Source organism: Streptomyces sp. NPDC052396 (assembly GCF_044593195.1).
Lineage (GTDB): Bacteria > Actinomycetota > Actinomycetes > Streptomycetales > Streptomycetaceae > Streptomyces.
The window spans coordinates 325,655-343,742 of sequence record NZ_JBIUAW010000006.1; the positions used below are offsets into that span (position 1 = coordinate 325,655).

The following is an 18,088-nucleotide window of genomic DNA, read 5'->3' on the forward strand; positions in this document are numbered from 1 at the left end:
CGGGGCGGCGCCAGAAGCAAAAAGGGGCGGGCCGTGAGTGACATTCAGCGCTGGTTGGATGAGAGCCGGTCTCGCACCTTCTGTGTGATCGGCAAGGGCAAGTGTGTGCACCTGAGCCGGGGCAATGACGAGTCCCTTTGCGGGAAGCTCATGATGGACGGGAGCCGGTACGTCGGCTCGCAAGACGTACTGGACTACGCCCCTTGCCGCACTTGCTGGAAGATCATGGAGCGCGAAAGCGCGGAACTTGAAAAGGGCGGGGACGCGGTGGCAGGCAAGGGACGTTACAAGGTGTCGCTCACGCGGCCCGTCATGGAATTCCTTGACGGCACGTCGTGCATGCAGGGCGACGAGGAGCCGGAGATCAGGGCGGAAATCCTGGCCCTGTCGCGCCGCTCCAACGGCACCGAAGTCGGCTGGGTGTCCTTCGAAACCCTGGAATGGCTTTACGACTACATCAGGACCTGGGCCGAGGGCACGGAGGACAACGCCGAGCCCGGGGAACAGCGGGCGGCGTTCGCCGCACACAAGAAGATCGGCGCCATCTATGCGCAGGCCAAGGAAGAGGGGGCGACGGCCGTGGCTGAGACTCAGGGGAAGCTCAAGCTGAGCGAGGTCCGGGGTGACATCCGGGTTGGCAGTGTGAACGGTAGCGGCGGAACTATCCACGCCATCAAGGAAATTGACGCCAACGGCCGGAACGTCCCTTACTGCTCCATCAAGAGCAAGAACATGCTTCGCTCGTGGGGTCCGGCGCATGAGCAGAAGGCAACCCTTGAGCTGTGCGCGCAGTGCAGTAAGCACGTGCCGACCGGCGCCGTTGAGTTCACCGAAGAGACGGTTGCAATTCCCGGACTCGACCGGACCGTTACCCGCCGGGTTGCGAAGCCCGTGACCGGCGACGACAACACCAACAATGCAAATGGGGAGGACCCTGCCATGGCAGCAAAGACCAGCGGGACAATGACCAAGGCAACTCAGAATGAGGTGGCTGAGGCAATCCGGGCGAACATTGCCCGCCTGGCCTCCATGGACGGCGAAGGCACCGCCGAGGGCATCGAGGCTCTGCGCGAGGAGATCCGGAAGGCAACGGAGGAGATCACGGGCCGGGGGGCTGCTGGCATCAAGGCCACGCTTCGCGCTGAGGCTGACAAGGCCATGGAGACGGCTACTGCGGCCACGAAGTCGGACGCGGAGGCGGAGCCGGACGCCGAGGAGAAGCCGGACGCCGAGGTGGTCAGCCTCGCCACGAAGTCCGTGGAAGACATCGTCGACTTCGCCAAGCTGGTGGAAATCGGTGCTCAGCGGGTCCGAGAAGCCGCCACGGAGTCCTTTGAAAAGGGGCGCGCCGTCGGTGATGTTCAGCACGCGATGCGACTCGGCAGCACCGATAAGGATGGCGACCCGGACCTGAACGCCCGGCAGGACATCACGAAGAAGGGGGCGGGCCGGATCTACGAACTGGTCCTCGCCAACCTGCCTGAAGAGGGAGCCGATCCGGACGCGGACGTAATCCGCGAGAGGATCGGCACCATTCAGACGGACGCACGTCGGGCCATGCAGACCATCCAGCCCGAATACATCCGCTCTCTCGACGTTGAGCCTGACCCGCAGGCCGAAGACTACGAAGAGCAGAAGGCCACTCTGGAAGCTCACCGGGCGCGCTTCCACAATGCGCTGAAGATGTTCCCCGCCGACTTCATGGTTGACGACGAGGAGGACGGCAAGCCCATCAAGCGTCCGATCAAGTGGTCGGAGAGGGTCTTCGACTACTACGAGAAGAAGGGCAAGCCGCTCCGCCGCTACACCCGCGCCGAAGAGGCAGCGCAGAAGCGCGCTATCAAGAGGTCGCAGAAGGCGCAGCTTGAGGCGGCCGTGGAGGCCGGGGAGCTCACCCAGGAGGAGGCGGACGCCACGCTGAACCCCGAGGCGACGCCGGAAGAGGTCAAGGAGAAGGCCGACAAGCGCGCGAAGAGCGCGGTTCTGAGGCTGATTGACGACGCGAAGAAGCTTGAGAGTGAAGAGGAGAAGACGGCGCGGCTCGACGAGATCGCGAGCATGCTGACTGCGCTTCGCAAGGAAATCAAGAAGGCAGAAACGGCCGCGAGCTGACGGCCCGACACCAGGACGGCCCCCGACTCTTCGCCAGTAAGAGCGGGGGCCGTCCCCGTGCAGGCAGACCACCGCATCACGTGATGCGGTGCCGCATCCCAAGAACGGGTCGAGCGTCCACCTGAGCGCCTGCTAGCCCCGTCTGGCCCCCGAGGTCAGGCGGGGCTCTCTCGTGCCCGCAGGTGGGCGCCTAGAGCCTTGCAACCCCCGCGCTCCCCACACGGTGTCACATCACCTAGCCCGAGGGGGCGTCAGTGGGAAGCGTTCGCACCATCCATCGCGGCGGAAGCCGCTTCTACATCCACCCGGACCGGCCGGAGATCAAGCACCCCGGCGTGACCAGTGTTATCGGGATGCTCCCGAAGCCGTTCCTGATGTACTGGTCCGCGAAGCTCACGGCCGAACTCGCCGTCGACTCCTTGCCGTTCGTGGCGCAGATGGCGGAGAGGGACCGACAGGGCGCCGTCGACTACCTCAAGGGTGCAAGCCGCCGCTACACGAAGCTGCGGGCGGACGTGGGCAGTCAGGCGCATGACCTCTTCGAGCGCATGATCCGGGGCGAACATGTCGGCCGGGTCCACCCCGACCTTGAGCCGTACCGGGCGCACTTCGCCGACTTCCTTGAGGCCGTCAACCCCCGCCTTGAGCGCGCGGAAGACGTGGCCTGGAGCGACACCCACGCGTACGCCGGTTCCTTCGACGCCGTCCTCACCGTGTGGCTCGACGCCGACGGCAAGCCGACCCCGGACCGGTCCGGGGTGCCGCACCTGCTGATGGTCGACTGGAAGACCAGCAAGGACACCTACGCCGACGTGGCGTTGCAGATGAGCGCCTATGCGCACGCCGACCGGATCATTGCGCCGGACGGCACGGCGGAGCCCATGCCGGAATTCGACGGCGCCGCCGTCCTCCACATCACCCCGGATCAGTGGGCTCTTAAGCCCGTCCGCATTGACGCGGACGTATTCGCGTTCTTCCTGGCCCTGCGGAAGACGTTCACATGGGACCGCGAAGTCTCCAAGGCGGTTATCGGCCGCGCCATCGCGAAGAGCGCAGCACGGCTCGTCACCGGCACTCAGCGCCGCGCCATGTAGCCGGGCAACCCCCGCGCTCTAGGCCACCCAGAAGGGGCGGACGGAAGACGGAAGACCACCGCATCACGTGATGCGGTGCCCCGCGTCTCTCCCGTTCGCCCCTCTTCAGTACCTGACTTGAGGAGACCCGCCCCGCATGGCGAACCGCATGACCATCTTCGACACCGACCCCGACGCCCGCCCGAAGGAGCGCGTGACCTTCTCCGATGACACGGTCGGCCGCTTCCACTCCGGCCGTGCCGTTGACGGCGTCCCCGAGGCGCTGACGGAATGGCGCATCAGTACCGGCGACAAGGTCGTTGCCGACTCGGTGGCCCAGCTCTACGGCGGCGAGCCGATCGAGACCGACAGCCCCAGTGAGAACTTCATTGACGTCTTCACGGACCGGGACAGCGTTCCCGTGGTGCTGGAAGGTCCGGATGCCATCTACGCAGACATGAAGCTCTGGAACCGCAACAAGCTCGTCCATCACTGCGACGGCAGCGTGTTCCTATCCCCGGAAGACCGGGCGGGCAAGCCGTGCCACTGCCCCGAACTCTTCGCGGAGCGCAGGCAGGCCGCGAAGGACTTCATGGGCCCTGCCCCGTCCATCACCCTCACGTTCCGGCTGGCCGATGACCCTGAGCTGGGCAAGTTCAAGTTCCAGTCCGGAAGTTGGACGCTCGCCAGCGTGCTTCACGAGTACGAGAACGACCTGACGGCAATCGACGGCCCGGCCCTCGCCGAACTCACCCTGGAAGCCGTCGAGTACACCGTCAAGAAGGGGCCGAACAAGGGCCGGAACGTGTCCTACGTGAAGCCCGTCGTGAAGGTGCTCAAGTCCTACAACGACGCCATTGCAGACGGGCGCTGACCATGCCTGGCAGCGAAAAGCCGGAAGCGCAGGGCGCATCCCCCCGGGCACGGCTCCGCGCCGTGCCGGACGAGGTGATTCGCGCGCCGCTCTGGGAGTGGGCGCCGCATGAGCGCAAGGCGGTAATCAGCGAACGACGGCGCCGCTTCGGCGTTGATGACGAAGAGGGGGCCGACATTGGCTAAGAGGGGCGTGATCACGGATTACGCGGGCGAGGAACTGTACCCGGGTGACCTCATCAACTACGCGGCCAGGCAGGGAAACCGGGTGCGTGTCTCCGATGCCCTCGTGGTCAAGGTGACGGCGGTACTTGAGGGCGGACGCCTGCGCCCCATGCTCAAGGTCCAGCCGACCGGCACCGAGTCCGGTTTCACGAAGCGCCGGACGCTGCGCGCGGAGTGGATCAGTGCCGAACACGCGCGGCTCATCATGGCCGACGCGACCGGCGACTAGCAGCACATATCAGGGCCGGACGGCACCCCAACGGGCCGTCCGGCCCTTTCGCGTACACCCACCGCATCACGTGATGCGGTGACACGGAGGGAGCGGGATGGAAAGAACAATCACGGCCGACAGCGCCCCGGCGCTGGGGGACGTGCGGCGCCTGGGGTGTGGGGACACGCTATGGGTCACCCGTGGGGCGGAGCGGCGCGCCGACTGGGGGCGGTGCGTGGATGCCGCAGCCGTAGCGCTCACGCGGGGCGCCGACGTGCGGTGGAAGGGTGGCCGTCGTGGGTGAACTCCCCGTGCCCGTGCTGCTGTTCATCGGTGCCGTCATGAGCGGTGACCCTTTCGTCGTAACCCTGGTTTGTCTGATGGCGGTTGCGTCGCTGGCGTTCACAATCCTCTTGGCTTTCGCTGTCGTTGGGTGGTGGCGCGGGCGTGGTTAATCGGAACAAGGCCAAGGGCACCCAGTGGGAATCGGATGTGCGCGACTACCTGAACGAGGCGCTAGGGCAGGTCGACGCGCGCGGGGTGTTCCTGGACCCGTTCGACGCTCACAATGTCCGGCGCCCGGCACAGGAGGGCGCGGCGGACGTGGGCGACGTGCACGCCGTCCCCTTCGTTCTTGAGTGCAAGAACGTGAAGAGGCCGAGCGTGCCAACCTTCCTGCGGCAAGCCCAGGTTGAAGCCTGTCACGCGGGATTCCCCTACGGGGTAGCGGTCGTGAAGGTGCCCCGGTCGAACGCGCGGCGCGGCAGGGTGCATTTCGCGATCGGTACATGGACCCGCGTGCGGCTCGCGCTGGGCCTGTCGTCGCGTGCGTTCGCGGACCGGTACGCCTTCGGGGCCTCGCTGCGGGGGCTGGACTCCGGCAAGTGGTACATGACCACCGAGCTTGAGAGCTTCCGGCACCTGCTGGCCGACATGCGGGCCGCTCGTTACGCACCGTAAGTTCCGCGGAAATGCCGGCATCGGGCTGGCTCGGGTGAAAACGGACATGCCGGGCTCGCGCTCGCCACACACCGTGATCAACGAATCAGGCAACCACCGCGCTCAAGGGAGGGGTGACAGAAGGAGCGGTTGCCCATGCAGTTCACTGAAATTCTCTCCCGATTCGCGGACGTCACCGAAGAGACGGACGGCGGATACCTCGCCCTGTGCCCCGCCCACGGGGACAGCCGCCCGTCTCTCCGCATCTGGCGGGGGGACAACCACAAGGTCCGCCTCGCCTGCCGGGCTGGTTGCCGCAATGAGGAAGTGGTCAAGGCTGCTGGCCTTGTCTGGTCCGACCTGTTCGACGTGACCGGCCCCGGGGCTACTGTCCCGAGCGGGCGCCCGGCGCTGGTCGGTCCGGGGCCAACGGCCTCACTGGCCGTGTACGTTGACGCCACCACGGGGCGTCTCTTCGACTACGACCACGCCTATGCCACAAAGGCGCGTGAGTACATCGCAGACCGCTTCGGCCTGGACGAGGACGGCGCGGCAGACCTCATGCTCGGCGTCGACAGCGGAGACATCGAAGCCAACTTCCCCTACCGGTCGCGGGCGTTCACGCGCTACCCCCGGCTGACTGTCCCCCTGGTCGACTTCCGGGGCGTGGCCCGGGGCTTGCAGGGCCGAGACCTGAGCGGGAAGTGTCCCGGGCGCTGGGTCTCCCTCCGCAACCCCGACGGGCAGCGCTGGGGCGCCTACGGCGTTCTGCGGGGCCAAGGGGGCTACGGGGTCACCATCGTCTCTGAAGGGCCGGGAGACGGCCTTACAGCGGTCGCCGTGGGCTATGACGCCGTCGTCATCCGGGGCGCCGCCCTCGCGGGCAGCCCCGAGCTCCTGGCAGAGCTGGCCGAAGGTCTCAAGGGGCACCAGGTCATCGCGGCCGGGGACAACGACACGGCGGGGCAGCGCTTCAACGCCCGCCTCGCCGAAGGGCTCAAGCCGTACGGAATCACGGTCTACGCACTCCCGATCCCGCACGACGGCGACGACCTCACCGACTGGCGGGGACGCAACCCGCACGGGTTCCCCGCCGCACTGCATGACGCCGTACACGCCGCCCGTCCCGTACAGGACGCGGACACAGCGACGGCCGAGGCCGTCTCGGCAGAACTGACGGACCGCACTGGGGCGGACACCGTGAGCCGGGCCCAGGGCACGGAGGCCGCCCGCATCCTCGCCGGACTCATCCACCGGTACGGCGAGAGCGACGCGATGAACGCTCACGCCCTGCTGGCGTGGTCGGACGGCCGGATCAAGTACGCGCCGGGACTGGGCTACTACGTGTGGAACGGGACCGTGTGGGAGCGCTCAGAGGTCAAGGTGCGGCAGGAGATCCACCGCATGGGCGCCGCCCTGGTCCTCGTCGGCGAGACGCAGAAGGCGCGCGGCTTCACGATGACTTCGAGGATTGACGCGCTGCTGACGGAACTTCGATCCGTGCCCCATGTCCACGTCGACGCGGCGGAGTTCGACGCCCGGCCGGACCTGCTGACCTTCCGCAACGGCACGGTCAACCTGCGCACCGGATTCCTCCGCCCGCACGACAAGGGCGACATGATCACGTACGCACTCGATCTCGACTACGACCCACAGGCGAAGTGCCCGCGCTGGGAACAGTTCCTAGGCGAGATCTTCCCCGGCCACCCGGAGCTGGTGGCCTACGTGCAACGGCTCATCGGATACGGCATCACCGGCAGCACGGCGGAACAGTCGTTTTGTGTTCTGTGGGGAAAGGGGGCGAACGGCAAGAGCGTGCTGACGGATGTCCTCACGGGCGTCTTCCGGTCCATATCGAAGACCACGCCGTTCGCGACGTTCGAAGAGAAACCGTCCGGCGGAATCCCCAACGACGTTGCGGCGCTGCGTGGTTCGAGGCTGGTCATGGCGTCCGAAGGCGAGTCCGGCAAGCCGATGAGTGAGGCCGTCCTCAAGCGCGTCACGGGCAAAGACATGATCAGCGCCCGGTTCCTGCGACAGGAATTCTTCGAGTACAAGCCCACCTTTCTCCTGCTCCTGGCCACCAACCACAAGCCACGATTCAGGGGCCAGGACGAAGGGCTGTGGAGGCGCGTAAAGCTGCTCCCTTTCAGTCGCTGGTTCGCCCCGGAAGAGCGCGACCCGGACCTAGACCGGAAGCTGCTCGCCGAGGCGCAGGGCATTGCCGCATGGGCCGTACGCGGGGCGGTCGACTGGTACCGGGGCGGCTTGCAGGACCCGCCCATCATCACGCGGGCAAGCAGCGAATACAGGGCCACCAGTGACGCCCTCGCCGGGTTCTTCCCCGGCGTGCTTGAACGGTGCAGCGAAGAGCACGTGATGCCCGGTAACGACGTGTTTGCAAGCTACCTGGACTGGTGCGAGGCCGAGAACCTTCCCGCAAAGGAACGGTGGACCCGGCGCACGTTCTACAACGCCCTTGAGGAGCGGGGCGTTACCCGCGTCATCAAGCGCTCCGGCGTCGCCCTCGCCGGTATCCGGCTCGCCGCCGCCACCCGCGCCGACGCACCCGGAATCTTCGCCAAGTAGGGCTGCACGCCCGCTCATTGGGGCCACCGCATCACGTGATGCGGTGGCCCTTTTTCTTTAGGAGAACCCGCCTTGCTCACCTACCGGCACCGCATCGCAGACGACGCGGTACGCGTGCACGTACCGGCCACACCCGCAGAACTGGACGCCTTCCTCGCCTGGGCGCAGCGCGCCGACGAGCGCGGGCCCATAGCGCTGGACACAGAGACCTCCGGCCTCGCGATATTCGTCGACGGCTACGCCCTGCGTACCGTCCAGTTCGGCGACGCGCACGACGCATGGGTCATCCACTGGGAACGGGGCGGCGCCTTCCGGCATGCCGCCCTGCAAGTCCTGCGCCAGGCACGCCGGTTCGTCATCCACAACGCTGCCTTTGACTGGCTCGTCCTCGACCAGTGCGCCGGGGTGCCCGTAGAGGATCTGGCACCTCGCACCCGGGATACCCGCGTGATGGCGGCGCTTGTCGACCCGCGCCAGCCCCAGGAGGGCGGCATCGGGACGGCCCTCAAGCCCCTGTCCGCGCACTACCTGGACCCGGCGGCGCCGGACACCCAGGGGGACCTTACGGCGGTCTTCCGCTCGCTCGGGCTCACGAAGGACACCGGCTTCGCGCACATCGACCTAGACCACCCAACCTACAATCTTTATGCGGGACTTGACGTTCTGCTGACGGCGCGGCTGTACCCCGTTCTCCGTGACCAGCTCGGCCGCCTGGGCGTGCGTGACCGGCTGGTCGACTACGAGCACGAGATAGCGCGTGTCTGTGCGCTCATGCAGCGCCGGGGGCTGCTGGTTGATCAGGAGTACACGGCGCCCCTCGCCGACCGGTTGGCGGCCGAAGCGGAGAGGTTCCGGGCGGTTGCCGCCGTCTACGGCGTCGATAAGATCGGGAGTTCTGCCCAGATCGCCGAAGCCCTTGCGGCCATGGGGGAGACGCTGACCGACCGGACGAAGGGCGGAGCGCTCTCGACGGACAAGAACGTCTTGATGCCGCTCGCCGACCTCGACCGGGACTGGCAGCGCATCGGTGCCCGCACCCCAAACCCGTTGGCGGACGCGGTACTTAGGTCGAAGCGTGCCGCGAAGTGGGGCGGCGACTATGCAACACCCTTCATGACGCAGCTCAGTTCGGCCGGGCGCATCCATAGCAGCCTGAATCCCCTCCAGGCCCGAACAGGGCGGATGAGTGTATCGGGCCCGCCGCTCCAGCAGCTCCCCTCCGGCGATCACGTGATCCGGCGTTCGATCCTCGCCGACCCCGGGCACGTGATGGTGTCCACGGACTTCCAGGCCGTAGAGATGCGGGTCCTGGCGGCGCTCGCCGACGTACGCCGGATGCGGGAGGGATTCCAGTCCGGCGGCGCGGACTTCGACATTCACATGTACACGGCGCAGCTCATCAAGGGGCCCGCCGCGACGAGCAAGGACCGGAAGCTTTTCAAGGGGGCAGGCTTCGGCAAGGTCTACGGGGGAGGGGTCGGCACGCTCGCGCGCCAGACCGGCGCCAGCGAGGAGGAGATCCGGCGGGCGGTTACGGCGTACGACCAGGCGTTCCCGGAGATCAAGCGCGCGTCCGTGCGCTGGCAGCGCGAGGCACGGGCCACGGGCATGGTCACCGTGTCGGCAACCGGGCGGCGCATGCCGCTGGACCGTGACCGGACGTACGCCGTCGTCAACTACCAATGCCAGTCCGCAGCACGGGACCTGTTGGGGCAGGCGCTGTTGAATGCCGAGGCCGCCGGGCTGGGCGACCTGATGTGTTTGCCCATTCATGACGAGATCCTCGCGTCGGTACCGGCCGGGGACGCGCGGGAGGTTGCCCGCGAGTTCGAAAAGGCAATGACCATGAATCTCTTCGGCGTGCCCATCGTCGCTACCGCCGACATCGGGCGCCGCTCCTGGGGCTCCCTCTACGGCGCCGACTACTAGCACCGCATCACGTGATGCGGTGCCCCGTTACCCGCCCGTGACCGCCTACGACCAAAGGAGGATCTATAGCCCATCCCGTGGAGGCAGCGTGATCCCGTCTTGGGAACGCCTCACAACCTTCCAAAAGACAAGCGGTCTTACCCCACGTCAACGCCGTTGCTGACCTGCGCAGTTCGCGATTTGAGTGAACGTCAGCAACGACGAAGGCCGATGCGCAAGCCCCGTCCGAGCGATCCCGGACGGGGCCTTTTTGTGCCCTGCATGTCCTGACGCTTCAGGGGGCTTAGTCCCCCCTTCGGTCTTGCGCGCGCTCCGCCCCGTTCCGGGCAACCCTTGCGCTCCCCACGGGAGTGCAACCGACCCAGGAACACGCGGAGCACTCCTTGATTTCCCTCACCGAAGCCCAGATTTGTGCTGCCCAAAACCACGACCTTGAGGCCGTTACGGCAGTCGTTGAGGCCACTGAGGAACGCATACAGCAGCTCGCCCGGAAGTACGCCACGGGCGGCGGGCGCACCGACCAGACCCTTGCCGAGGACCTCGCACAGACCGGCCGAATAGCCGTCTGGGAATGCCTCAGCCGGTTCTCTGGAACGACCGTCGCTGAGTTCTTCACCTACGTTGACCGGACGCTGAAGGGCGTCATGAGTGACACCCGCAAGGAAGAGACCCGGCAGGGGGTTTCCCGGTCCGTAGCGGCATCCTTCGAAACCGCCCTGTCCATGGCCGACGGCGACCCGTACAGGGCCGAACGCGTGGCCACCGACCCGGACGCCCTCGGCGACCGGCGCCTTAGCCCGGAAATGGCCTACGCCGCCCGCCTGAGCTACCAGGGCGCCGAATGCCTCGACGCCCCCATGGGGCAGAGCGAGACCGGCGACGCCCTCACCCTGGCCGACACGCTTGCCGCAGAGAACGAGGTGCCCGCCGACCTCCTTGAGCCCAGCGACTACGAGCGGGAGCGCCGCAAGCAGACCGGCATACGGGTCCGCCGCACCCTCGCCCGCATGAGCTGGGATCAGAGCACGGTCCTTATGGCGCTTACCGGCATCGTCCCCGTGAGCTACTACGGGACGGAGCGGGACGGCGACCTGGCGGCCGACTACGGCTTGCGGCGGGACCAGGTCCGCATCATCCGGAACAAGGCCAAAGAGCGCTTCGCGGAGCTCTGGGAAGGCGGCGCGTAAGGCACCGCATCACGTGATGCGGTGGCCCTTGCAGGCCGATCCGAGCGCGTGCCAAGCTCGGGCCCGCAAACGCACGGTTCGACACCGAAGGGTGGGGCAATGACCAAGTACCACGTGTGGGTTCCGGTTCTCCTTGACGGCATGGTGCGCGAGCACAAGACCGATGTGGCATACGAGGGGGAAATTGACCGCAAGGCCATTGAGGAGATGCGGCGCGTAGCCGTCGAGCATGTGGCGGGCAAGAAGCTCGAAGTGGTGGAGGGGCGCGAAATCAGGATCACCCGCCCCAAGCAGTAGGGCGCCGCCGGGTCCGGACCACCGCATCACGTGATGCGGTGGTCCCTCTCTTCCGCCCGCCTGGGCGGGGGTGCCGTAGCTTGTTCGCAGCGACCAGAGGGGAAGGGTGGGACATGGCCGTCATGACGGACGCACAGTTCCAGTGTGTGAGGTACATGCACCGCAACGGCGGGAGCGTGGCGCAGGGGGACGGGTACAGCCTCAGCACCGTACGCAAACTGGAAGAGGCGGGGTTCGTCACCCTCGACGAGTACACGACCGCCGCTCTTTACGAAGGGCACAAGAGGACGTGGATTGCATCCCTCACGAAAGCCCGCCTTGAGGCGGCCAAGATGTTTTCCGTTGAGGTTCCCTACGGCGTGCTGCGGTGGTTCGAGGCAACCCGCCTCATGAATCCGACTGAACGCGACATGGACTTTGAAAGCGACGTGACCCGCGCCGTTCGCGACACGTGGCGGAAGTCGCGCGGAGACAGCGAAGCCCGCGACGGGGACATGGTCTTCACGGCTCCGCTCGCCGTCCTGACGGCCGTCTCCATGCTCGTAAAGGGGGCGCTCGGCGCCCCGTCACCGTTCAACCCGCTGCCCAAGGAGGAGGCCCAGGCGTTCATTGACGCCGTGTCGGCTCTCACGTAAGGCCACCGCATCACGTGATGCGGTGGCCAGCCCCCACCTGTGCCGGTGGGGGCTTTTCCGTGTCCCCGTAAATGGCATGTGCATGTTGTGTACCACTTTGGGTTGTCGGTGGGTCCGGCTAGGGTCGTAGTCGTGGGGGTGCGTACTACTCAGGTAGGACGAAAAGCCCGCAAGATTACCCATGAGTAGGGTTTCCGGTATATTTGCTTCCGCTTGGGGGATTATTTGTTCTATTGTCACGTCATGGCTACACACAGTACGGGGGCGGTCCGCGTGACCGTGTGGGTGCCGACGTTGGGGGACAACCGCCTGACGTGGCGCCCGTGCAACACCCTTCCCTCTCCAATGGGGGAAGAGATCGTGACGACGTGCGGGGGCACAACAGCGCTGCTCCGCGCTCAAGGGCTGCTTGCCGCCCGCCTGTTGGCGGCCGGGGGCACTCAATACCCAGGATTCCGACTCCTGGCGCGTGACCACCACAGGAACCTCGTGGGGTCCGGCGAGTGGTACGCGAGCCCCGAGACGGGCGCCTACCTGCCCTATCCGGGCGGAATCTGGGACGCCTGCGACTACGGCCAGCACTGCCACCAGGACGCCGTAGAACCCGCCCTAGCGGCCGTCGCGTAACACCGCCAACGCCCCATCCATAAGCAGGAGATACAGACGCTGAGCGCTGCTCACGCCCGTGCCCGGAAGGGCGCGCATCACACAGGGGGAACCATGCCTGTCCGTCACCATGTCCGCCGCCATGCCCGCATGCTCGCCGGGCTTCTGTCGGCCCTCGTTTTCGTGCTCCTCACCTGGGCTGTGCACGCCGACACAGAAGCCCTAACCGCACGCGCCCCAGTACCGAGCTCGGGCGCCCCCGTCGACGGCGACGGGCAGGGGGAGGACGCGCCCGCCGAACAGCGCATGCCCCGCCGGGCGAACAGCGCCAGGAGCAACGGCAAGCGCGGCAAGGATGAGCGCGAACGCGGCGGCCTCCTCGGCAAGTACGGCATAGGACGGGTTCTTGACCGGGTCGCGCCCGGCACGCGGAAGTGGGCGGAGAGGGTGCCCGGCGTCGGGCACGTCGACCAATCAGGGGAGGCCGACCGGTTCCTTGAGGCACCCGCCGCCCGGCCGGTCGAAGTCGGCAGGCTGACGGGGGACGCCCGTACGCAGGCTGATTACGCCCCCGCCGCGTGATCACGCTGGGTCAGAGCCCGAGTCCGAGGATGTCCGTTTCACGCCTTCCAGCCCGAGCCGGCTCGGGCTCGGAGGTCAACGGAGAGTCATGAAAAGAGCCCCGGCCTGCTAGCGGGCAGGTCGGGGCTCCCGCCCCGATCCGTTATCGCCGGACCGGGGACGACCAGAGGCTACACGCCCGGCTCCGGCGCGTCCTTGACGCTGGACACGAACGAGGACCAGGCGCCGGAAGGGATGAGCAGCGCGGGCCCGCTGGGGTCCTTGCTGTCCCTGACGGGGACTATGCCAGGGAAGTCATCGGAGACTTCGACACAGTTGGAGCTTGAGTTGCTGCGGGTGGACTTTCGCCAAGTCGCTTGGGTCAGGTCAGGCTTGGTCATGATGTTCCGCCATTTCGAGAATCAGGCGCCGTGACGCCTCTTCGCCTAGCGCCATACTTGAGATGTCTTGGAACGCCGCGTCATAGCGCTCCACTTCGTTCGGCCGGTCTAGATATAGGTCTCCTGTGTATCCGTCCGCGTAGACAGTTGGGGGCTCCGTCTCCTTACCGCTCCTCGTCAGCGGGAAGCGGAGAATTTGGAATTGACCGGCTGTGAGGCCCTGGTGGAACCCCACGTTGGCGGGTACAACCTGGATCGTGACATTGGGCAGATTGGCCACGTCTGCCAGGTGGGCAAGCTGACGCGCCATCACGGTAGTGCCCCCGATGAGGTGCCGTAGAACCGGTTCCCCCAGGATCACGGCCAGCGCTGGCGGGTTGATCACCCTGGTGAGGGAGATGCGCCGATTGACCCGGAGCTGCACGCGCCTTTCGATCTCTTCCGGATCTTTGCCTTGGTGTCCGGCGCGGATGATCTCGCGGGCGTAGTCCTCGGTCTGTAGCAGGCCAGGGACCAACTCGGGTTCGTACCAGTCGATACGCAAGGCGGCTTCCTCTAGTCCGATGTAGAGGTCAAAGCCTTCCGGCATTACGTCATCGTATGAGTGCCACCAGCCTTTTGCCTTTGTCTCAAGTGCGAGCTTTACCAGTCCTTCAGTGAGCTCTCTTGGCGCGTCGTACAGGTCGCACATTGCGCGCACTTCAACGCCTCGGGAGGAGACGTGTCCCTTTTCTACGCGCCAAATCGTAGTGGGCGACCGCTCAAGCGCTTTCGACGCTGCCTGTGCGGTGATACCTGCCTTTTGGCGCAACTCGGTTAGATATCGGCCAAGTTGTCGCCTTGGGACCGTTGATCCGGTAGGTCCGTCCGGTGTCGTCATGTCCCCACCCTTTCACCGCAGATGAAAAGCTTTGGCGAGTCTAGATGAAAGCACCACCGGGTGTGATGTGCAATGCACGTCAACTAGGCGGAATTTCGCTGGATGGAAGGTTGCACGGCGGGCGCGGAGGGAGCATTCTGAGGGCTCCCAACCCCGCCCATGTGGCCTACATGGCGCGGGAGATGAGGAGGCGCGACTATGAACTCCCCACCCGATAGGGGGATTCAGGGTCAGTCTGTGCGGCTAGCGGACGCGCAGACCGGACCCGCAACCGAGGGCCTACTGGTCTCGCTACCCCACACGTCCGGCGGCGCGGGTGTCGCCGTCGGCGGGGTCACGGACCGGTGCCCCCGCTGTATCGAACTGCGTAAGCGCCGCCACGAGGCGTGGATTGTCCTCGACTTCGGCGCCGAACTGAGCGTGAGGCGCTCGTGGTTCGCCCACTACGACCAGGAGCACGCCGGACGCTGGGAGGAGGTGAACCATGAGTGAACCCCGGTTCGTGGTGGGCTGCTCCGGTCCCGCTCAGTGGGTTCCCAACCCGCACGAGTTGGTGACCGACACGGCCCATGGTCGCGTCGGCAAGATGGTCTCGTGGGACGGCGACTTGGGACGTCTGACGCTCCGTTCGCTGGCTGACGGCACGCAGTGGGAGACCACCGAGTACCGCCAGCCGAACGACGCCGACAAGGCCCGCGCACGCGCGATCGTGTTCAACCGAGACCGGCGAAAGGGGGTGCACTGATGGGCACGTCCTACCGCTTCGTTGACTTCCTGGTCCGGCGCTGCGAAACCGAGGATCGAAAGGCGGTTTGCGTGACGAGCCTCCCGGGCGCTTGCGCATCGGCGGGGTTCCTGCCGTCGGACTGCGGGGCCGCTTCGCCGTGGCTCACGACCGGTGAGCAGGTGACGGACTGGATGCGCCACCACACGCGCGACACGGGCCACCTGCGCTTCGAGCGGACCACGCGGGACCAGGTGCTCATGGAGCCGCCCGGCGGCATCCCGGAGGGCTGCACGGACACCTTGCCGAAGGGGTGGACGCCGTGAAGCGACGACGGCACAGGGCGCGTCGCTGGCGTCCCTCGTTCGACTGGGCCGACATCGGCGAAGGACTGATCATCGGCGCGGGGCTCGTCCTCGCGTGCGGCACGGTCGTCTGGCTCGCCATCCACGGCGCCCCCAGCGGGCGCTACTAGACCGCCTGCCCCTCTGCCGGTGACTTCCCTCCCCACACCCCTTCCCGGCACAGGGGCAGGCCCTAGACGCCCGCCCGGTCGCACGCCCCGTGAAGCGGAGACGGCCGGGCGGGTGCACCACCGCCCTGGGTGGGAGTCGCGTTCTTCTCGTCGCGTGGCTCCTTGATCGAGCCCAAGGTGGGAACCACTCCCGTCCGGTCGTCCTCGTGGCCGTCGATGGCCGGACGGGTGCACCATCAACGAGCAAGCAAATCATGCACGTTGGCAAGGGCAACATACGATCTCTCATCCTGGAGGATCTATGCGCGCTCTACCCCTCCGGCCTACATTCGCATGGCTGGAGATCACAGGTGTCTGCAACCTCAAGTGCTGGCACTGCTACGCAGGTTCTTCGCCCAACGGAACCCACGGGAACATGACCCCGGCCGACTGGATCAGGGTCATAAACGAACTCGCCTCAACCGGAGTTCGCGACGTGCAATTCATCGGCGGAGAGCCGACGATGCACCCCGAACTCCCGGCTTTCATTCGGCACGCCCTGAGTAAGGGAATGCGAGTGGAAGTCTTCTCCAACCTCACCCACATCAGGAACGAGGTGTGGGAAGCCTTCCAGCTCCCCAACGTCCGACTGGCATTCAGCTACTACTCGGACTGGGATCAAGACCACGACGACGTGACCCAAACCAAGGGATCGCACAAACTGACCCGGGCCAATGTCGAAAAGGCGGAACAGCTCGGCATCCCCGTGCGCGGCAGCATCATCCGAGTCCTCCAGGACCAACACAGCAAGGAAGCCGAGACCGATCTCCTACAGATCGGTATCCGCGACGTACGCACAGACAGGCTCCGTCCCTTCGGCCGGGGCGCAAACGGTAAGGCGCCCGACATCAAGAAACTCTGCGGGAAGTGCGGGCGAGGCAAGATCGCCATCAGTCCCAACGGTGACGTGTGGCCCTGCGTTTTCGCTCGATGGATGCCCATCGGGAACGTGCACGAGCAAGGCGTCGAAGCCATCTACTACGGCGAGGCTAACCGGCAGGTGCGCGCCGAACTGGAAGCCGTGTTCCCGCACACGATCGTGGACGACAAGCCGAAGTGCCTGCCGGACTGTAATCCGGCCTTCGAGACCTGCTCGCCGCAAACCGTCTGCGCACCTGACGCGGCCTGCGGGCCGACTCAGCCACCGCCGCCGCCACCCCCCAAGAAGGAAGTTCGCCTCTCGCCGAACAGGTCCGTTCGGTACGCGAACCCCGGCATATCCGGAACCGACTGCTAGCGGTCGCACGCGCGCACTGAGCATCGCGAACGGAGGAACAACCTCCATACACCGGCGATCAAGGAGGGGAGGACGGTAACGTGGCGGCGCCCGAGCCAGACGGGCTCAAAGAGGCTCACCGAGTACGGAGTAACCGCATGCTCGAAGCACCACTCGTCACGCTCTACCTCGCACGTCGTGACGCATACGCTGAATTCCTCTCCGCCGCCGACGCTGAATCTCAAGTCGCTTGGTTCCGTAGTGACGGCCGGTACAAGGAAGACGCGGAAGCCATCGCGGCAGTGGACACGGCGTATGCAGCAACCCGCGCCAAATTCAACGTCATCGACGTTGAAAGCGTCGGCCCCATCAAAGAGGCCCGCGCCGTTCTCGAACAACTGCAAGCCATGCACAAGGACGGCGGAAAGTCCCCGGACTGGCACGACTTCAAGCAGGCACGCGAAGAGTTCGTGAAGTCGGCCGGGGACTTCCTCCGGGGGATGGTGGGGGAGAAGTAGCCTTCCCGTCAGGCCCCGCCCGTGCGCTTCCCTAAGCCGCCGGGCGGGGCCTTCTGGCGTCCTACTGGGCGTTGCGGCGGGACGCGCGAATACCCCGCACGCCGATCACGCCGATGATCGTTCCCAGGGCAAACGAGACGACGGCAAGAGTCAGGTGGACCCAGAAATACGCCGTGGGGTGGCCGTCGTCGAAGGCGAGCCCGCTGGCGTCCTTCCATAGGTTCTTGACGAAGGTCACCCAGACCACCCACGACCACGCGCCGAACGCTGCGAGGAACCAGGAGACACGGGGGCTGAGCTTCATTGGGCGCTTCCTTCGGGGCGGGCGGGGGCGTTCGCTCCAAGTATGGTCGGCCGTCCTGTCGGGCCCGCTGTGGGGGCACCGAGGGAGGTGGGTACTTGCATCTGGATCACTTTCGCAAAGAATCTCTGGCAGGACGGTAGTGGGCTGGCCTTCGACCACGCGGGCAACCCGACCGCCTACTTCTGGGTCCACCTGGCGCTCGCGATCACCTCGTTTCTTCTGGGGACGGCTGTCGGAGTGATCGGGTTGCGTGGGGTACGGGCCTTGCGGCGTACCTCATAGCGGCACCCCGGC

General features: G+C 66.2%; 23 protein-coding genes. 20 read left to right on the forward strand and 3 right to left on the reverse strand.

Annotation, left to right across the window (positions count from 1 at the left end; all coding sequences use genetic code 11):
• The first annotated feature begins 33 nt into the window (after positions 1-33).
• From ACIHFE_RS18110 to ACIHFE_RS18170, 13 genes are all read left to right on the forward strand, one after another.
• Complete coding sequence (locus ACIHFE_RS18110; RefSeq protein ID WP_400107613.1) at positions 34-2,112, forward strand: hypothetical protein; 2,079 nt, start codon at positions 34-36, stop codon at positions 2,110-2,112.
• 254 nt (positions 2,113-2,366) lie between these two features.
• Entirely contained in the window at positions 2,367-3,206 is an 840-nt protein-coding gene (locus ACIHFE_RS18115; protein ID WP_400107615.1) for a hypothetical protein, read from the forward strand.
• A 136-nt stretch (positions 3,207-3,342) separates the two neighbouring features.
• The gene (locus ACIHFE_RS18120) at positions 3,343-4,059 is read left to right on the forward strand and encodes a hypothetical protein (RefSeq protein ID WP_400107617.1); all 717 of its coding nucleotides are present in this window, start codon (positions 3,343-3,345) and stop codon (positions 4,057-4,059) included.
• Between the two features lie 2 nt (positions 4,060-4,061).
• Positions 4,062-4,244 carry a hypothetical protein gene (locus ACIHFE_RS18125; RefSeq protein WP_400107619.1) on the forward strand — a complete coding sequence of 61 codons (183 nt, stop codon included), beginning with the start codon at positions 4,062-4,064 and terminating at the stop codon, positions 4,242-4,244.
• Between the two features lie 7 nt (positions 4,245-4,251).
• Complete coding sequence (locus ACIHFE_RS18130) at positions 4,252-4,512, forward strand: hypothetical protein (RefSeq protein WP_400107621.1); 261 nt, start codon at positions 4,252-4,254, stop codon at positions 4,510-4,512.
• A 474-nt stretch (positions 4,513-4,986) separates the two neighbouring features.
• Positions 4,987-5,454: a hypothetical protein gene (locus tag ACIHFE_RS18135; RefSeq protein WP_400107623.1), complete on the forward strand. Its 468-nt coding sequence runs from the start codon at positions 4,987-4,989 to the stop codon at positions 5,452-5,454.
• A 135-nt stretch (positions 5,455-5,589) separates the two neighbouring features.
• The gene (locus tag ACIHFE_RS18140) at positions 5,590-8,022 is read left to right on the forward strand and encodes a phage/plasmid primase, P4 family (RefSeq protein ID WP_400107624.1); all 2,433 of its coding nucleotides are present in this window, start codon (positions 5,590-5,592) and stop codon (positions 8,020-8,022) included.
• Between the two features lie 72 nt (positions 8,023-8,094).
• The gene (locus ACIHFE_RS18145) at positions 8,095-9,951 is read left to right on the forward strand and encodes a DNA polymerase (protein WP_400107626.1); all 1,857 of its coding nucleotides are present in this window, start codon (positions 8,095-8,097) and stop codon (positions 9,949-9,951) included.
• Between the two features lie 383 nt (positions 9,952-10,334).
• Positions 10,335-11,138, forward strand: a complete 804-nt coding sequence (locus ACIHFE_RS18150) for a sigma factor (RefSeq protein ID WP_400107628.1) — start codon at positions 10,335-10,337, stop codon at positions 11,136-11,138.
• 99 nt (positions 11,139-11,237) lie between these two features.
• Entirely contained in the window at positions 11,238-11,435 is a 198-nt protein-coding gene (locus ACIHFE_RS18155; protein WP_400107630.1) for a hypothetical protein, read from the forward strand.
• Between the two features lie 113 nt (positions 11,436-11,548).
• A complete protein-coding gene (locus ACIHFE_RS18160; protein WP_400107632.1) occupies positions 11,549-12,070 on the forward strand; it encodes a hypothetical protein in 522 nt (173 codons plus the stop codon).
• A 489-nt stretch (positions 12,071-12,559) separates the two neighbouring features.
• Complete coding sequence (locus tag ACIHFE_RS18165; RefSeq protein WP_400107634.1) at positions 12,560-12,697, forward strand: hypothetical protein; 138 nt, start codon at positions 12,560-12,562, stop codon at positions 12,695-12,697.
• A gap of 129 nt (positions 12,698-12,826) precedes the next feature.
• Positions 12,827-13,258, forward strand: coding sequence for a hypothetical protein (locus ACIHFE_RS18170; protein ID WP_400107635.1), 432 nt, complete (start codon positions 12,827-12,829; stop codon positions 13,256-13,258).
• Between the two features lie 170 nt (positions 13,259-13,428).
• Here ACIHFE_RS18170 and ACIHFE_RS18175 read toward each other — a convergent pair whose 3' ends face one another.
• On the reverse strand, positions 13,429-13,638 hold the full coding sequence (locus tag ACIHFE_RS18175; protein ID WP_400107637.1) for a DUF397 domain-containing protein: 210 nt from the start codon (positions 13,636-13,638) through the stop codon (positions 13,429-13,431).
• The gene (locus ACIHFE_RS18180; protein WP_400107639.1) at positions 13,625-14,518 is read right to left on the reverse strand and encodes a helix-turn-helix domain-containing protein; all 894 of its coding nucleotides are present in this window, start codon (positions 14,516-14,518) and stop codon (positions 13,625-13,627) included. The genes ACIHFE_RS18175 and ACIHFE_RS18180 overlap by 14 nt, the downstream gene beginning before the upstream one ends.
• Positions 14,519-14,755: 237 nt before the next feature.
• Here ACIHFE_RS18180 and ACIHFE_RS18185 point away from each other — a divergent pair, with 237 nt between their 5' ends.
• The 6 genes from ACIHFE_RS18185 (at position 14,756) to ACIHFE_RS18210 (ending at position 17,490) form a co-directional block, all read left to right on the forward strand.
• On the forward strand, positions 14,756-15,010 hold the full coding sequence (locus tag ACIHFE_RS18185) for a hypothetical protein (RefSeq protein ID WP_400107641.1): 255 nt from the start codon (positions 14,756-14,758) through the stop codon (positions 15,008-15,010).
• Positions 15,003-15,263 (forward strand): hypothetical protein, encoded by a 261-nt coding sequence (locus tag ACIHFE_RS18190; RefSeq protein WP_400107643.1) that lies wholly within the window; start codon positions 15,003-15,005, stop codon positions 15,261-15,263. Before ACIHFE_RS18185 ends, ACIHFE_RS18190 begins: the two co-directional genes overlap by 8 nt.
• Positions 15,263-15,568, forward strand: coding sequence for a hypothetical protein (locus tag ACIHFE_RS18195; protein ID WP_400107645.1), 306 nt, complete (start codon positions 15,263-15,265; stop codon positions 15,566-15,568). Before ACIHFE_RS18190 ends, ACIHFE_RS18195 begins: the two co-directional genes overlap by 1 nt.
• Positions 15,565-15,717 (forward strand): hypothetical protein, encoded by a 153-nt coding sequence (locus tag ACIHFE_RS18200; protein WP_400107647.1) that lies wholly within the window; start codon positions 15,565-15,567, stop codon positions 15,715-15,717. Before ACIHFE_RS18195 ends, ACIHFE_RS18200 begins: the two co-directional genes overlap by 4 nt.
• 301 nt (positions 15,718-16,018) lie before the next feature.
• Positions 16,019-16,993, forward strand: a complete 975-nt coding sequence (locus ACIHFE_RS18205; protein ID WP_400107649.1) for a radical SAM/SPASM domain-containing protein — start codon at positions 16,019-16,021, stop codon at positions 16,991-16,993.
• Between the two features lie 137 nt (positions 16,994-17,130).
• Positions 17,131-17,490 (forward strand): hypothetical protein, encoded by a 360-nt coding sequence (locus ACIHFE_RS18210; protein WP_400107651.1) that lies wholly within the window; start codon positions 17,131-17,133, stop codon positions 17,488-17,490.
• A 61-nt stretch (positions 17,491-17,551) separates the two neighbouring features.
• Here the strand turns inward: ACIHFE_RS18210 and ACIHFE_RS18215 are convergent, their stop codons facing one another.
• On the reverse strand, positions 17,552-17,794 hold the full coding sequence (locus ACIHFE_RS18215; protein WP_400107652.1) for an SCO4848 family membrane protein: 243 nt from the start codon (positions 17,792-17,794) through the stop codon (positions 17,552-17,554).
• A 42-nt stretch (positions 17,795-17,836) separates the two neighbouring features.
• On the opposite strand from ACIHFE_RS18215, the gene ACIHFE_RS18220 reads away from it, so the two are divergent.
• Positions 17,837-18,076 (forward strand): SCO4848 family membrane protein, encoded by a 240-nt coding sequence (locus ACIHFE_RS18220; RefSeq protein WP_400107654.1) that lies wholly within the window; start codon positions 17,837-17,839, stop codon positions 18,074-18,076.
• Positions 18,077-18,088: the final 12 nt, after the last annotated feature.

Bases quoted from the DNA above. Each gene is read 5' to 3' on its own strand.
- ACIHFE_RS18160 (WP_400107632.1), top strand. From the start codon at position 11,549: ATGGCCGTCATGACGGACGCACAGTTCCAGTGTGTGAGGTACATGCAC.
- ACIHFE_RS18195 (WP_400107645.1), top strand. From the start codon at position 15,263: ATGGGCACGTCCTACCGCTTCGTTGACTTCCTGGTCCGGCGCTGCGAA.
- ACIHFE_RS18170 (WP_400107635.1), top strand. From the start codon at position 12,827: ATGCTCGCCGGGCTTCTGTCGGCCCTCGTTTTCGTGCTCCTCACCTGG.
- ACIHFE_RS18125 (WP_400107619.1), top strand. From the start codon at position 4,062: ATGCCTGGCAGCGAAAAGCCGGAAGCGCAGGGCGCATCCCCCCGGGCA.
- ACIHFE_RS18175 (WP_400107637.1), bottom strand. From the start codon at position 13,638: ATGACCAAGCCTGACCTGACCCAAGCGACTTGGCGAAAGTCCACCCGC.
- ACIHFE_RS18140 (WP_400107624.1), top strand. From the start codon at position 5,590: ATGCAGTTCACTGAAATTCTCTCCCGATTCGCGGACGTCACCGAAGAG.
- ACIHFE_RS18215 (WP_400107652.1), bottom strand. From the start codon at position 17,794: ATGAAGCTCAGCCCCCGTGTCTCCTGGTTCCTCGCAGCGTTCGGCGCG.
- ACIHFE_RS18180 (WP_400107639.1), bottom strand. From the start codon at position 14,518: ATGACGACACCGGACGGACCTACCGGATCAACGGTCCCAAGGCGACAA.
- ACIHFE_RS18190 (WP_400107643.1), top strand. From the start codon at position 15,003: ATGAGTGAACCCCGGTTCGTGGTGGGCTGCTCCGGTCCCGCTCAGTGG.
- ACIHFE_RS18155 (WP_400107630.1), top strand. From the start codon at position 11,238: ATGACCAAGTACCACGTGTGGGTTCCGGTTCTCCTTGACGGCATGGTG.
- ACIHFE_RS18205 (WP_400107649.1), top strand. From the start codon at position 16,019: ATGCGCGCTCTACCCCTCCGGCCTACATTCGCATGGCTGGAGATCACA.
- ACIHFE_RS18210 (WP_400107651.1), top strand. From the start codon at position 17,131: ATGCTCGAAGCACCACTCGTCACGCTCTACCTCGCACGTCGTGACGCA.
- ACIHFE_RS18220 (WP_400107654.1), top strand. From the start codon at position 17,837: ATGGTCGGCCGTCCTGTCGGGCCCGCTGTGGGGGCACCGAGGGAGGTG.
- ACIHFE_RS18120 (WP_400107617.1), top strand. From the start codon at position 3,343: ATGGCGAACCGCATGACCATCTTCGACACCGACCCCGACGCCCGCCCG.